The organism is Arthrospira sp. PCC 8006 (genome assembly GCF_046480465.1).
GTDB lineage: Bacteria > Cyanobacteriota > Cyanobacteriia > Cyanobacteriales > Microcoleaceae > Limnospira > Limnospira platensis.
Genome location: NZ_PKGG01000136.1, coordinates 1 through 14,174 on the forward strand (window position 1 = coordinate 1; position 14,174 = coordinate 14,174).

Annotated in this window: 15 protein-coding genes, 1 tRNA gene and 2 pseudogenes; 6 read left to right on the plus strand and 12 right to left on the minus strand. The window is 45.1% G+C overall.

All coding sequences use genetic code 11. The annotated features are described in order from the left end of the window. Nucleotides 1-537: 537 nt before the first annotated feature. The 6 genes from B9T16_RS17985 to B9T16_RS18010 form a co-directional block, all read right to left on the minus strand. Nucleotides 538-611, minus strand: a tRNA-Met gene (locus B9T16_RS17985). 44 nt (nt 612-655) lie between these two features. Further along, entirely contained in the window at nt 656-1,609 is a 954-nt protein-coding gene (locus B9T16_RS17990) for an asparaginase (RefSeq protein ID WP_006617697.1), read from the minus strand. Nucleotides 1,610-1,631: 22 nt separating this feature from the next. Next, nucleotides 1,632-2,132 carry a CGLD27 family protein gene (locus tag B9T16_RS17995; protein ID WP_006617698.1) on the minus strand — a complete coding sequence of 167 codons (501 nt, stop codon included), beginning with the start codon at nt 2,130-2,132 and terminating at the stop codon, nt 1,632-1,634. A gap of 22 nt (nt 2,133-2,154) precedes the next feature. Beyond that, nucleotides 2,155-2,595: a ribosome silencing factor gene (gene rsfS / locus B9T16_RS18000; protein WP_006617699.1), complete on the minus strand. Its 441-nt coding sequence runs from the start codon at nt 2,593-2,595 to the stop codon at nt 2,155-2,157. A gap of 77 nt (nt 2,596-2,672) precedes the next feature. Continuing rightward, on the minus strand, nt 2,673-3,911 hold the full coding sequence (locus B9T16_RS18005) for a glycosyltransferase family 4 protein (protein WP_006617700.1): 1,239 nt from the start codon (nt 3,909-3,911) through the stop codon (nt 2,673-2,675). Nucleotides 3,912-3,955: 44 nt separating this feature from the next. Beyond that, nucleotides 3,956-5,662 (minus strand): DUF3352 domain-containing protein, encoded by a 1,707-nt coding sequence (locus B9T16_RS18010; RefSeq protein WP_410245398.1) that lies wholly within the window; start codon nt 5,660-5,662, stop codon nt 3,956-3,958. A gap of 70 nt (nt 5,663-5,732) precedes the next feature. On the opposite strand from B9T16_RS18010, the gene B9T16_RS18015 reads away from it, so the two are divergent. The 4 genes from B9T16_RS18015 (at nt 5,733) to B9T16_RS18030 (ending at nt 8,799) form a co-directional block, all read left to right on the plus strand. Then, entirely contained in the window at nt 5,733-6,653 is a 921-nt protein-coding gene (locus B9T16_RS18015; protein WP_006617702.1) for a TIGR01777 family oxidoreductase, read from the plus strand. Then, entirely contained in the window at nt 6,653-8,008 is a 1,356-nt protein-coding gene (locus tag B9T16_RS18020) for a GTP-binding protein (protein ID WP_006617703.1), read from the plus strand. The genes B9T16_RS18015 and B9T16_RS18020 overlap by 1 nt, the downstream gene beginning before the upstream one ends. Nucleotide 8,009: 1 nt before the next feature. After that, nucleotides 8,010-8,312 carry a hypothetical protein gene (locus B9T16_RS18025; RefSeq protein WP_231852179.1) on the plus strand — a complete coding sequence of 101 codons (303 nt, stop codon included), beginning with the start codon at nt 8,010-8,012 and terminating at the stop codon, nt 8,310-8,312. Between the two features lie 217 nt (nt 8,313-8,529). Then, nucleotides 8,530-8,799 carry a hypothetical protein gene (locus tag B9T16_RS18030; RefSeq protein ID WP_014275522.1) on the plus strand — a complete coding sequence of 90 codons (270 nt, stop codon included), beginning with the start codon at nt 8,530-8,532 and terminating at the stop codon, nt 8,797-8,799. Between the two features lie 22 nt (nt 8,800-8,821). On the opposite strand, the gene B9T16_RS18035 is transcribed toward B9T16_RS18030, so the two are convergent. Beyond that, a complete protein-coding gene (locus B9T16_RS18035; protein WP_006617705.1) occupies nt 8,822-9,781 on the minus strand; it encodes an MDR/zinc-dependent alcohol dehydrogenase-like family protein in 960 nt (319 codons plus the stop codon). Nucleotides 9,782-9,996: 215 nt separating this feature from the next. On the opposite strand from B9T16_RS18035, the gene B9T16_RS18040 reads away from it, so the two are divergent. Beyond that, on the plus strand, nt 9,997-11,037 hold the full coding sequence (locus B9T16_RS18040; protein WP_035735904.1) for a sensor histidine kinase: 1,041 nt from the start codon (nt 9,997-9,999) through the stop codon (nt 11,035-11,037). Nucleotides 11,038-11,071: 34 nt separating this feature from the next. Here the strand turns inward: B9T16_RS18040 and B9T16_RS18045 are convergent, their stop codons facing one another. From B9T16_RS18045 to B9T16_RS18065, 5 genes and pseudogenes are all read right to left on the minus strand, one after another. After that, the gene (locus tag B9T16_RS18045; protein WP_006617707.1) at nt 11,072-11,731 is read right to left on the minus strand and encodes an SDR family oxidoreductase; all 660 of its coding nucleotides are present in this window, start codon (nt 11,729-11,731) and stop codon (nt 11,072-11,074) included. Between the two features lie 123 nt (nt 11,732-11,854). Further along, nucleotides 11,855-13,024, minus strand: a pseudogene (locus B9T16_RS18050) (group II intron reverse transcriptase). Then, entirely contained in the window at nt 13,014-13,244 is a 231-nt protein-coding gene (locus B9T16_RS18055; protein ID WP_082824567.1) for a reverse transcriptase domain-containing protein, read from the minus strand. The pseudogene B9T16_RS18050 and the gene B9T16_RS18055 overlap by 11 nt, the downstream one beginning before the upstream one ends. Next, a complete protein-coding gene (locus B9T16_RS18060) occupies nt 13,204-13,425 on the minus strand; it encodes a hypothetical protein (RefSeq protein WP_014275811.1) in 222 nt (73 codons plus the stop codon). Before B9T16_RS18060 ends, B9T16_RS18055 begins: the two co-directional genes overlap by 41 nt. A 21-nt stretch (nt 13,426-13,446) precedes the next feature. After that, nucleotides 13,447-13,671, minus strand: a complete 225-nt coding sequence (locus B9T16_RS18065) for a reverse transcriptase N-terminal domain-containing protein (protein ID WP_014275532.1) — start codon at nt 13,669-13,671, stop codon at nt 13,447-13,449. A gap of 320 nt (nt 13,672-13,991) precedes the next feature. On the opposite strand from B9T16_RS18065, the pseudogene B9T16_RS18070 reads away from it, so the two are divergent. Then, a pseudogene (locus B9T16_RS18070) lies at nt 13,992-14,174 on the plus strand (hypothetical protein); the annotation flags it as partial.

The window sequence follows — 14,174 nt, forward strand, 5'->3', positions numbered from 1 at the left end:
TTGAAAAGTTGTTTGGGGGTATCGGGTTGGAGCCGGTAGATGATAGCCCATAGTTTACCCTCACCGGAGATTATGAATCAGACCCATAGATAACCGGATAGGCGATCGCCACCATACTTTCATAATCTGATACTGAAAGGCGGTCTGATATCTTTGTACGTTGATTCCCTAGCGGGTTCCCTCCTACGGCTACCTACGGCTATCGTGTTGGCTTTGAAACATACCCTCCCCCCATAACCGGAACAAGCACTATTGGGGAAGTGACCGCCGTGATAGCAGTCAATGGTGACGAACGAACCGATAGGCTTGCCCTTGACGGGTATCACAAGGGAACCACCCTATCAGCGTCCGGTTATGGGGGTGATATGGGTATTTGACAGATTGATTAAGTTGTGCTTGTTGACTGAGTAATCATCCTATTGAGAGAATTATTTTCCTGTGTTAGGACTAGCTTATGAGTAATATCTGAGTAATTAGGTAGGATAACCATTATAGGCAACTCCCGCCACAGTAGATATATCAACGTTTTCGGTTTAATAGCGGGGAGCGGATTTGAACCACTGACCTTCGGGTTATGAGCCCGACGAGCTACCAGACTGCTCTACCCCGCGCTGTATGAATACAGTATAAACCAACAGCCGAGAAATTGCAACCCCTAAATCATAATTAATTCTCCGCTAACCTCTAAGCGCTTAAAATTATTAAGGATCATGAACTTATCAGCAAGGTTTTCAGCCATTGTAGGAGTAATCCAACCCATCTGAGTGAGTAGATGAATAGCGATCGCATATTTAGCACGATTCGCCCCATCCATAACCTTAATCGCCAATCCCATACCTTCACCGACCCGACCCACGCACTGGACTCCCTCAGCCCCAGACTTACTGATGAGTTCCCCTTGTGTTAATCGCATCAATTCCGTATCAAAATGTCCCTCACAGGCGACAAACTCCGGGTGATGGGTCATAGATCGGACAATGCGTTCCATGTCCAAATTATCACCGGAAGCCAACTGAGCATATAAAGTCGCGATCTGAGACAATTCCATCTGATAAGTTGGGGCTCCGCAATCATCCCTAGCGCCGACAAACTCATCTCCGGGAATACCCAAAAGTTCTCCCAGCTTGGAGATAATCAATTGTTGGACGGGGTGTTTACGCTGTAGATAGGTCTCCAAAGGCCAGTGACGTTGACGACAGACGGCCAGCATTCCGGCGTGTTTCCCAGAACAACCATGTTCAAGGGGGCTACGTTTACCTTTAGGAATAGGGCATTGTAGATGAGAAGGGTCAATATCACAGCGCCACAGAATATTAAAGGCTTGTCTAGCCTGTTCAATCTGTCCGTGATGGGAACTACAAACGATCGCCAAATCACGATCAGTCAAATCATAACGTTCTAAAGTGCCAGTGGTAGTAATTGCCAAAGCCTGAAAGGGCTTCAAAGCCGACCGCACAAAAGTAGAAGTGTCTGGACTACCAGCCTGAAACAGAAGTTTACCCCGGTTATCACAAACGGCGGCTTGAATGCGATGGACGGCTTCTGTAATCCCCTCGCGCAACAATTTAACTTCCAATTCCGCTGTGTGTGTACGTTTTCCCCTTGTCATATTTTCCGAATCAATAATAATTTTAAATGCCGATCCAAATCATCCCTCCCATAGCCACAACCAACCCTAAACCATAGCAGGTTTGTTGAAGTCGGTATAGGATGGGTTGCACCTGATGGGTAATAATTAACCGGTCTTGGGTGATAAATTCAGGAGTTTTTACCCAAGTTTGACCGTCATACCATCCCGACTCCTCATAAAAAACCGTTGGACTAATTAAACGCGATCGGATATACCACCATCCCAAATACAACCGCAGCAAAACCAAGGCCAGAAACAGAGTGGAACCTGCGCCCGCACTCAAAATAAAATGGACAGGACTCCGTTGGGGGGCAAAACTAGCAGCCGCGACGGGGGCAAAAATTACACTGGACCATAGCCACACAGTTGCTAACTTGCCCAGATATTTCGGCCATGGTAATGTTACCCAACTAAAAAACCAAGATTCTTGGAGTTCCTGATATTCATTGATGGGAAGTTGTTCTGGGGGGACGGGGCAGACTGAAACAGAAACCTTTCTCATAAGTATTTTTAGGGCTTAGGGTTTAAGTCAGTGCAGACCAGCTAATTTTTTCAGCATGACCCCAGAAGGCTTCTAAATTATAGAACTCTCGTTCCTCTGGTAGCAAAATATGGATCATGACATCACCATAGTCTACCACTATCCAAGAACCTTCGCTTTGACCATCAATTCGCAGCGGTTGTCGCTGGTTTTCCTCTTCTACTTTCTGGATAATGGCTTGATGAATGGCCCTAACCTGAGTATTTGAGAAGCCGGTGACAATGAGAAAGTAGTCTGCTAAGTAGGAAACTTCGGTAACTTTCAGAAGTTTAATGTTGTCGGCTTTGCGATCGTCGGCAGCGATCGCCGCCGCGATCGCTGTGGCTAGGGTGGGGTCCTCAACCCGACCCTTGAGGGTCGTAGACCCATCCGGTGCGTATTGACTATGGCTATTATTAAACATTAAGCGATAAAATTCCCCCATTAGTGAAAGGTTGTACGGATGTGATCATTCTAACAACTCGGATGAAGATCCTGTGTGCAGGTATCGGGTGTGAACTGTTAACGAGAGTTGCTGACCTCGGTAAATAGGGCTTCATATTTACTCAAAGCTAAATCAAAGCTAAATTCTGCCTCGGCGAACTTACGGCCCTGTTTACCCAAGGCCTCGACTAAGTGGCGATCGCCATATAATTTCAAGACCGCATCAGCCATAGCCTGGGGATCTTCCGGGGGAACCACCACCCCGGCGCCACTTTTGACTACAGCCACCTTAGCCGTCCCGGTATCTGGAACCGATGCCACGATCGCCCTACCACTAGCCAAAATCACGGGAATTTTTGAAGGTAGATTAAACGCCGTGACATCTCGTTTTTGCACCACCAAACCCACATCAGCCGCCGCCAACATTTCCGGCAATTTTTCCCGGGGTTCAAAGGGTCGTAATAACACATTATCTGCCTGATGAACCTTACATAACTCTTGGAGATTTGCCAAAGCCTTAGCCTCCCCTACAATCACAAAAGCAATGTCACTAATATGCTGAAGTTTAGCGGCAGCTTTAATGACAGTATCCATGCCTTGAGTTAGGGCAATATTCCCAGAATAAAGAACCACGAATTTATCTGTTAATCCGTGGGCTTCCCTAAATGGGTTGTTTTCTTTAGGTAAAGGATGAATAAACTTAGTATCCACCCAATTGGGAATATAAGCAATTTTATCGTCGGGGACACCTTGCTGTAATAAATTATCCCTAAAACCTTCAGCGATGACACTAACTCGACTCACATTTTTATAACTCAATTCTTCAACTTTGCGGGCAGTCTTCAACACGAAGCTATCCCCTTCAACCAACTTAACCCGCATAGCTGCTTCCGAGACAATATCCTGAAGATTTAAGACGATTGGGCAGCGTCTAATTGTGGCATATAAAGCCACAGGCAAAGAGACAAGTAACGGGGGAATTGTGGCAAAAATTACATCGGGTTTCCAACCTTTAAAAGCTTGCCAAATACTGGTAGTAATAAAACTCACATCTAACATTAACCGAGCTTTTAAGCCGGGTTTTGGGCCTTTAATCCAAATAAAACTGCGCTGAATTTCTACGCCATTTCTCTGTTCAGTCACATAGAATTTACCCTGATATTCTGGATAAACGCGACGTTCTGGATAATTAGGCATTCCGGTAACTACCCGCACTTGATGACCCCGTTTAACTAAACCTTCCGCCAGTTCAGTCATTAAGGGAGCAATACCAATGGGTTCAGGATAGTAGTTGTAGGAATAAATTAGGATACGCATAATTTTCAGCTCATGTTGAGGAAATCAATTCAACTATCTTTATCTCAGTATCTTCTGGGTTTGAGATTCAGAACTACCTCAATAGTGATATGATCATCGGTGGGTTGGGTGGCACTGATACCAATTCCTTGGACTGAGTTAAGTAGACTAATGGTTCTCCTTGGTAGGGCGACAGCCGGCGCAGCTAGAAGGTAGCTTGTAGCCCAGGATAGTAGGTTTTCCATATCTAAGTAAACATAGCTATGATTAGCTTCTGGTAAAGAGCCGGTAATTTTCTGAAATCGGGTTGTTTCTGTTAGGGATGGATTAGGAACCTGGGTCATAGCTTCAACCACAGGACCACCAAAGGCGACAAATAGGAGATTAGGGGTTAACCATCCATGTCCGAACAAAGTCCCTTGTTGAGGGTCATTCCATTCGGTTACTTTAATGCCTTCAATGGTCCGCTGTTCGACGTTAACGGGGGGGTTACTTTGGGCGATAATCTGATCAAGTTGGTCTAGGGTGTTTTGGGCGATCGCCTGATTACTGGTTTCTAAGACCAATGCGCCGCCTAATCCCAGGGGGGCGAGAATCCCTTTTTCCGAGGCGATCGCCGCCAGGGCGAATTCTCCATCCATCCAACCAAATACTTGCTCATCTGCATCAAGTTCAATAGCTGCCAATCCATGCCTTATCTGTTGTACCACGCCTTGAATACTGGGATCAATTTGGCTTTGGTCAACCAATTGTGACCACATAGCATTAATTCCCTGACTATTTACCATAGCAACAGTTTCTGAGGGAAATCGGGAAACAATTTGACCTACTTGGGGGGAGGAGTTAACGGGGGTTGGCGATCGCCTTTGCTGCACGATCCCCCTAATCCGAAATCCTGTTGGTTCTACCCCTAAACTGACCATAGCAGAATGAATTGGGGCGAATTGAGATATCAGACTCCAAGATTCCCAAGAGGAGTCGGAAAACTCGGATAATTTTTCTAAAAATTGGTTATAGTCTGCTATAAAAATGGTGATTAAGGGCATAGGAACCCTATAGGATTCGGTGGGAAATGGGGATTTGGACAAGGGAGAACTAAGATCAGTTGTGGCTTTATTTGCGGTTTCTGCTGCGTTTATACCTTTCCATAATTGGGCTAAGTTTGGCTCTCCAAAACGGGTATCGATCGCCTTTTGGATCGGTTCGGGACTAGCTGCTACTAACAGGCGATCGTCAACTCTTGCTATATGGTATATTTTACCACTCTCCTCTCCGTATTCATAAATAGTAAAACCCCGGTATTGTGGCGGCTGTCCTGACCCACCCACTTCCGCATTGAGCCGGTTAATAAACTGATTAGCCCGCCTCTGATTTTGAATCGCTAATATCATGAGCAGATCAGCATCTTCCGAGGTTTCTGATGGTAACACACTCACTAAAATTCCCCCTAACCAGGGTTTAATATCTCGGTCGAAATTTAGGGAAGTTCCGGCTAAACTCTGTCGTTTAAGACTTGACAAAAACTGATTTATATGATACCTACTTTGCTGATTACCAAATTGTCTTAAATAGTAGAGTGCCGATGGATTAGGGGTAACAAAAACCGCCATCAGTGCATTTTCAGGAACCAATCTCACGCTGTCTTCTGGGCTATAAACCTGTACTCGTAGGGCTCGCAGATGAAGCAGTATAGCCACCGTCCCCGTAAAAGCGATCGCCACAGCAGCCATAATCAGTTTAGACTTTTTTAAGGTAATGTTCAAAGTTGACACTTGACAGTTGACAGTTGACACTTGGCAGTTAAAAATTATTAATTATTAATTATTAATTGACTTCCTCATAATGAAAGTAGCAATTACAGGAGCCACCGGATTTGTAGGTTCACATCTCGTCCAACAACTCCACTCCCTAGGGTATCAAATCGTCGTGCTTACCCGTAACCCAGACAGAGGGCGGCGGGTGTTTCCCATAACCAACTACCCCCAAGTAGAGATGGTGCGCTACACTCCCACAGAAGCAGGTTCATGGGAAGATGCGATCGCTGGCTGTGATGGTGTAGTCAACCTAGCCGGAGCCCCCATAGCCGATGAACGTTGGACAGAAGCCCGCAAACGGGAACTATACCAAAGTCGAGTTATCCAAACCCAAAAACTCGTCTTGGCTTGCACCAAAGCCACCCCTAAACCCCAAGTTTTAGTCAGTACCTCCGCCATAGGCTACTACGGAACCAGCGAAACAGCCACCTTTGACGAAAGCAGCCCCCCAGGAAACGATTTCCTAGCTGACCTCTGTCAGCAGTGGGAAGCCGCCGCCGCCCCTATCCAAAACAGTGATATCCGTTTAGTGATCCTACGATTTGGTATTGTACTAGGTATGGGAGGTGCTTTGGGCAAAATGCTCACCCCCTTTAAACTATTTGCCGGAGGACCCCTAGGCAGCGGTCAACAGTGGTTTTCCTGGATTCATATTAGCGATTTAGTCAATCTAATTCGCTTTAGCTTAGAAAATCCCCAAGTTGAGGGGGTTCTTAATGCTACCGCCCCCAACCCCGTCCGTATGAACGAACTATGCCAACAAATGGGCCAAATTATGAATCGTCCCTCCTGGCTACCTGTGCCTAGTTTTGCTCTGGAAATGCTATTAGGAGATGCTGCTATTGTAGTATTAGAAGGCCAACAGGTGTTACCATTACGCCCCCAATCCTACAATTTTCAATATCAGTATTCTACGGTGAAACCAGCCCTAGAGGAGATTCTCGCCTGATGTCTCGACCTGACCCATCTACCGCCCATTTCCAACGTGCGCGCAGCAGTTTACAGCAGGCTTTAAAGCGTTATGGTCAAATGCGCCGCCAACAGGACTCACGGGGTAGCCAACTACAAGCTACGGTACAGGAACAACTTGATACTCTGGCTGTTAACTTGGAAAAGCTAGATCAGGGGTTAATTCGGATCGCGGCTTTTGGTTTGGTTAGTCGTGGAAAGTCGGCGGTTTTGAATGCTTTGTTAGGTCAGCGAGTTCTGAAAACTGGACCAACTCACGGGGTCACGCAATGGCCGCGATCTGTGCGTTGGACGGTGAGACCTGAAGAAATACGGGAAGTAGAACCTATTGATGTGGAGTTAATCGATACCCCTGGACTTGATGAAGTCGCGGGCCAGATTCGAGGTGAAATGGCGCGGGAGGTTAGCCGTCAGGCGGATTTGATTCTGTTTGTGGTGTCGGGGGATTTGACCCGCACTGAGTATGAGGCGATCGCCGAGTTAAAACGTACCCAAAAACCTTTGATTATCGTATTTAACAAGATTGACCTTTACCCAGAATCTGAACAGGAGGCGATTTATCGGAATTTGCAGCAGTTGGCGGTTCGGGGTTCGGCCATGGTTCCCTCATCTATAGAAATTGTCCGGGTTGCTGCTGAACCTACCCCCCTACAGGTGCGGGTAGAATGGCCTAATGGCCGCATTACTCAGGAATGGGAGTCGCCACCTCCTCAAATTCAAGAGTTACAGCGGGCGATCGCTACTATTGTTTATCGGGAAGGGCGATCGCTTTTGGCTTTAAATGCTTTGGTTCAAGCCCGGGAAGCCGACCGGGCGATCGCCCGCCAGGCTGTCCGTTTACAGCGTGCTGAAGCCGAAGATTTAATCTGGAAGTTTACCCAATATAAAGCCATAGCCGTCGCTATCAATCCCATCGCCTTTTTGGATGTGGCGGGGGCCTTTTTTGCCGATTTGCTGTTAATTCGCGCTTTGGCTAAGTTGTATGGGTTGCCTATTACCAGTTATCAGGCGGGGAAATTATGGCGGCAAATTTTGGCCAGTTCTGGCGCGATTTTATTGGGTGAAGTCGGCAGTGGTTTACTCCTAGGAATCGGCAAAACTGGCGCGGGGTTAGTGGCTAATTTTCCCGGCTATGCAGGGGCTGCTATTACTCAAGCTGCGATCGCTGGTTATGGTACTTATGTTGTCGGTCGCGCCGCCCAGGTTTACTTAGAACAGGGTTGCACTTGGGGAGAATATGGTATTGATACCGTCATTCAAGAGATTATTAATCAGTGCGATCGCGAGACGGTAATTTATCGTTTACGACAAGAATTTGATGATTTTATTGGATAGCATGAATATTCCACACTTACAGCCCGAAACTATTGCCACCATTCAACAAATGTCTGAACCGGAAATTAAAGAACTTGAGGAGTTTGTGCAATTCCTCGCCTGGAAAAAGTGCCGAGAATCAACAGAACCCTCTTCCCCCCCTGAATATAGCGCCTTAGTGCCTTCGGTTCCGGGGAATATTACCTTAGCTTCAGAATCTCCCCCTGCTCTCACTCAAGATAATTGGCATAAAGCCTTAGATATGCTCACCAAAGAACGCCTAAGTCAACTGCGAACACTACACCATCGCTTAAATTATCCCTAGAAACCTAGACAATCACTGCCCTCTATGGTATAATGGCATTGTATGCTATATATAAACTAGCCATATAACTCCCATCATAGGCTTAGTCAGCTTCGCCTATAAGGGAGTACCAGTGGTTAATTTGAGTTGAGCTAACAACTACTCAAAGCGCGAGACTCTAACACTGGTAGACTCACCCTAATTTATTCACCCATTGTTATAGCAGAAGGTATTGACCGTGTTGAGGTTTTTACAGTTTCTCATTCAGGCTATTCAACCTTTTTTAGTTCCTATATGCTTTGTCGTCGCTTGGGGGTTGATGTTCCTGACAATTTGGAATGTCGGAGCAGCGATCGCCCAGACCATCAAAAGAGCTAAAATCATGCACAAAATCCCCTGTGCTAACTGTAGCTTTTTTACGGGAGATTACCGCCTTAAATGTCCTGTACAGCCAACCATAGCACTCTCGGAAAGGGCGATCGACTGTCCCGACTACGAATCCAAATAAACCAAAATATCTGGTCAAAATATTAAGAGCCTGCCACATCAACCAGAACCTTTAAAGTGCCAGGCTTTTGAGCATGGTTAAAGGCAGCGATCGCCTCATCTAAGGAATATTTAGCCTCAATCAAAGGTTCCACATCAACCCGAAATTCTGCCAATAGTTCCAAAGCCGGAACGAAAGGACCACAGCGGGAACCTAACAAAGCAATCTCATCTACCACCAGAGAAGATATATCAATAGTCAAATCCCCGGCATATGTACTTTTGAGAACCAGAATACCACGCGATCGCAAACTCCGACGGGCGATCGTAAATCCTTCAGGATTGCCAGTACATTCTACCGCCAAATCAAAACTTCTGTCAACTACAGCATCAGCCAATCCCGTTTTAATGCCCCTATTTTCTAATAATTCTAACTTATGTCGATGACGACCTACAGCCAACAAATCACAACCCGTTAAAGCCAAAGTTTGAGCGATTAATTGCCCTAGTTTGCCATCTCCGACCACTAAAACCCGCCATTCCGGGTGAATAGATAGCTGTTGCTGAATTTCCAACGCCGCCGCAATAGGTTCCGTAAAAGTCGCCGCGTCCGTAGAAACACTATGGGGAACTAAATGTAAATTTTGTACTGGAAGCGTGAGATAATCAGCGAATGCACCATTACGGTTAACTATACCTAGAACAGTGCGATTTTCGCAGTGGGTGGGTTGTTGAGTCAGGCAAAATCTACATTTACCACAGGCGGCGTTAATTTCTCCCACCACCCGCCGCCCCAGAAGATTAGGGGGACCTTGTTCCACCACACCGACAAATTCATGGCCCGGAATGCCCTGGTAGGGATAATATCCCCTAAGTAATTCTAGGTCAGTGTTGCAAATCCCGGCTCGCAGGACTCGCACTAATGCCTCTCCTGGACTCGGTGTAGGCGTGGGTATGTCGGTGCGGAGTTCGAGTTGCTGATGTTCCAGCCAAACTGCTTTCATGGTTACGGTTTTACCTAATCAGTAACGTTTGCTATATTTTAGTCAATCTTTAAATTTACCGACAACCGGGAATTTGTCACCTAGAATAGAAGCACAGTAAATTTTTACTAAAGGGCACCACTCAGGTGGTGAGTTGGTGGGTAGCACTGATGCTGAAAAAGCTCACACAAAATATATTATCAAGGTCTGGTCTGACAATTACTACTCTTGGTCTGATGATAGTTATTTCTTTATTATATGGCTCTGTTTATTTTTTATCGAGTCATAATATGCTGCCTTTTGTGATTAGCTTGATTTCCGTGTTAGGAGCTGCTGGAATAGCTTGGCATAGTTACCAAAAACAACACAAGTGGCATCAAGAAAAACAGGATTTAGAGAATCATATTCAAGACTTGCGCGATTCGGGGCATTTAAAACAAACTCAGCTAGAAAAAAGTTTGCAGAATTTAACCGAAAAATTTAATAATATTGAACTGGAAAATATCCGCCTTAACAATAGTAATCTCCGCAAAGATGAATTTCTGAGGCAAACATCCCATGAACTGCGAACACCCCTCAATGGCATTATCTGTTCTCTGCAACTGTTACTTGATGAGTTATATGATAACAGTGACGAAGAAACCGAACTGCTGCAACAAGCCTATCAGTCTTCTCTGCATTTAATTAACCTCATTAATCAGGTTTTGGATTTAGCAAAAATTGAAGCTGGGAAAGTCTCAATTGAGTTAAAGCCTATTGATTTGCACGCATCTCTAACCGCTGCTATTTATTTACAGTTCGGCAATTTTCGCAAGAAAAATCTACAGCTTTACCGACAAGATTTTTTTCAAGGCATTAAAATTAAAGCCGACCCCAACAAATTAAAACAAGTTTTGATTAATGTGATTGGTAATGCTATTAAATTTACAGACCGTGGTAATATTACGATTATTACTGAACTCCGACAGGTGAAATCTAATCCCAGCGACTCCCCAATCACTATGGCAGTTATCACTGTTCAAGATACTGGAATTGGTATTGAGCCGAAAAATCAACACCGACTTTTTGAGGCATTTCAAGTAGAAAATGAGTCTAACACTAATCCTCAAGGAAGTACGGGACTCGGTTTAATGATATCTAAAAATTTGGTGGAAATGATGGGGGGTAGCATTTATTTAAACAGTCCCGGAAGAAACCAAGGAACTACCGTAGAAATTCTGCTACCCCTAGCTGATCAAGAATCGGAAATTGATGATAGTAATATTAAGTATGATTAGCCATTAATATTACCTGATTAAACAACCCTACAGATTACCAGGGAAGTACCTCACCATTAGCGTGCCAAAATGTGCCAGTATTATCTAAGTTGAGTTGATCAATTCTGGCTAATAGTCCCTGTACTGACTCGGTGGGAGTAATTCCAGTAAAGTTAGTCATGCGGGTTCTGACTAAGCCTGGGTGTAAAATACCTACAGAAATTCCCCGGGGTTTTAAGTCATGGGAGAGAGATTTTCCCGCCATACTTACCGCGACTTTAGACATTCGATAACCATAGGAACTCCCGGAGGTATTATCACCAATAGAACCCATGCGACTGGTGATTATAGCAATTTTTGACCCAGACTGGAGGTGAGGGAGTAAAGCCTGAGTGACTCTCAAAGGTCCCAAGGCGTTGACTTCAAACTGTTGGCGGATACTATCAAAATCGAGGTTTTCCAGGGTGTTACGCTTTAAAATACCTGCGTTGTTAATCAGTACATCAATAGTGGTACCTTTTAAATTGGAGGCTAACTTACTGACGGCTTCTGGGGAGGTAATATCACACCCAGACTCGACTCGCACCCCTAATTGTTCTAATTCGGGGCTAGAATGGCGACAGACCGCAATCACAGTTTCTTGGCGATCGCATAATTGACGACAAAATTCTAAGCCAATTCCTCCGGTAGCACCCGTAACTAAATAAGTTGCCATTAGGATTCAATTATCAAACTATTAGGGGTCGAGATAGACCTCACGGTCTACCCCTCCCATTCAGCAGCAGAACCGTACATGAGACTTTCACCTCATACGGCTCCTAGTTTGACCGTCTCCTTGTTAAGAGTACAGCATCATCTCTTCATCAAGAGCTGTTTTATCATCGTGACAATGGCGATGTAATAGTTGAAGATTCTTGTATTCATCCTTTCCGCCTTGGCTTCTAGGTACAATATGGTCTACTTCAATAAAGTCTGACGGGGTAAAGAATTGCCCACACCAGGTACATCTACCTTTTGGTTTCTTGAGTAGTTTTGCAACTCTATTTGGCGTATCGATTGCTTGTCCTTTCCTGTTTGCCCAGTAAGTCCAATTTCCGTCRTAWRGTGTTGCTTCCGGGCGTATTAGGGTGTGTCTGACAATTGGAGTCCACTTATGTTTCCATAATTGGATTCCATCTTTGGTCTGGAATAACCAAGATTCATGCCTTTCTTTCCCATTGCTAAGTTTAACCATTCCATGTCTGAAATAGTTTCCTAGCTTTTCGTAACTTGCCTTTTGGCATCTTGATTTTGTCCATGCCCGTAACATTTGCCAAACTATGTTGTCTAGCTTATTGAAGGTCTCTGTTGAGACTACCGCTGAATAATAATTTGTCCATCACCGAATCATCGGGTTTAGATGTTTAATCAGGGCTGATTGAGGTGCAGTTTTAGATTGTTTAATTACACCTTTTATCGCTTATGTGTGGGCAACTGCTTTTGGGCTGGGTTTTATGTGGGTTTTATGTCCGATTAATCGGCTCTTACGTCCCCCTGTTTTTCCAGTTTTATATTTTCCTACTGGGTATTGCCTGATATTGAATCCGAGGAAATCAAACCCAGGTTCTTCTGTTTTGCCATTATACTCAATAGGTTTGAGTGTGTGACCAATTCGAGTCTTTTCGGGTTTAATCTCTAATCCTACAGGTTTTAACCATTCGGTGATAGCAGTTTTGCACTGTTCAATGATTCCTAGGTCTTTGGAGATTACCACGAAATCATCGGCGTATCTTATAAGGTTTATCTGAGTGGTTGTTCCTTTGTTAGGATACATTTCTTTAACTAGCCTTTCCATTCCCAACAGTGCGATGTTGGCGAGTATTGGACTTATTACCCCTCCTTGAGGTGTCCCTGTTTCTGTATCCTCTAATACACCGTTATCTAGCACGCCGGCTTTGAGCCATTGTTTCAGGTCTCTTTTTAGGCTACTTGGACAATGAATTTTGGACAGTAGGTAATCATGGTTCACGGTAAGAGCATTTTGCTATATCGGCATCGAGAACATAATATTGTCCTCGATTTATGGCAGCGTAAATCCTGCCTATTGCATCCTGGGCTGACCGTCCGGGACGGAACCCGTAGCTTGTACCTTCAAATCTCGATTCCCATTCAGGTTCGAGAGCCGACTTGACCAAGGCTTGCCTTGCTCTATCTTGGATTGTGGGTATTCCTATTCCAGCTTTTTTCATCCCTGCCAGGTTTTGGTATCCACACCCGTCGCAGTGGTTTTGCTTTGATATTTCCCTTAATGTTCTCCACAAGCTCAAACCTTTGTCTTGGAGAGATTACTCTTACTCCATCAACTCCGGCTGTCTTCTTGCCTTGACCCGCCTGGGGGGCGGGTTTATTAAGCTGACTGTTGGGAAGCATGGCTGACCGTGGAACCCGCCCCTACAGTCGCACTGCTAGGAGTCGGGCATAATATGACTTCACCAATAGACGTTGCCACCTTCGTGCCTTTGCGTCTTGTCCCGATTTAGCTGCTTGGAATATACTCTTTTGGAGCTTGAATACTTTCCGTTGAACCTTAGTCCATGGGATTGCCTTCCATGCGTTGTTCGTAGTCTTGATTGGTCTGGGTTTGCCAAATCCTCTCTTTAAACTCGCTATCGCCATTTGTACACCTACTAGACTTYATTCCTTACAATCAAACCGTGACCTGTTAGCATATCCCTACCATTACAGCAGGGCGTTGGCTTTTGGTCACATCTCACATCCTCTAAGACTTGCGGTTACACTTATCCCTACTGATATTTCGACCAAATAATCAGAGTCTAGGAGGACTTAAAACGTTCCATTTATATGGGCATTCCATCTTTAGATTTGTCCTTTCCACCGGGGTACTTTTAAAGGTCTGTGTAGGTAGTAAAGAGAAACCCCTACTTTTCCCCTTGCTCTTTTGAGCGCAGCGTGTCAACCTGTTTCGCTGCTCAATAATGACGATGGTTCAAGCCGGACATTCGGTTTCCCTAATCATGGATGGTTGGCAGTGGTCGCATCTGGTAGTAGGTTCTACTTCNACGCCTTCCGTTCCCCGCTTCARYCYKGAGGGTGTGAAYCTTAAAATTGGGGGTGGCTATAGCCGTTACTCTCACCTTTACGTTATACTCGAAGGGTCA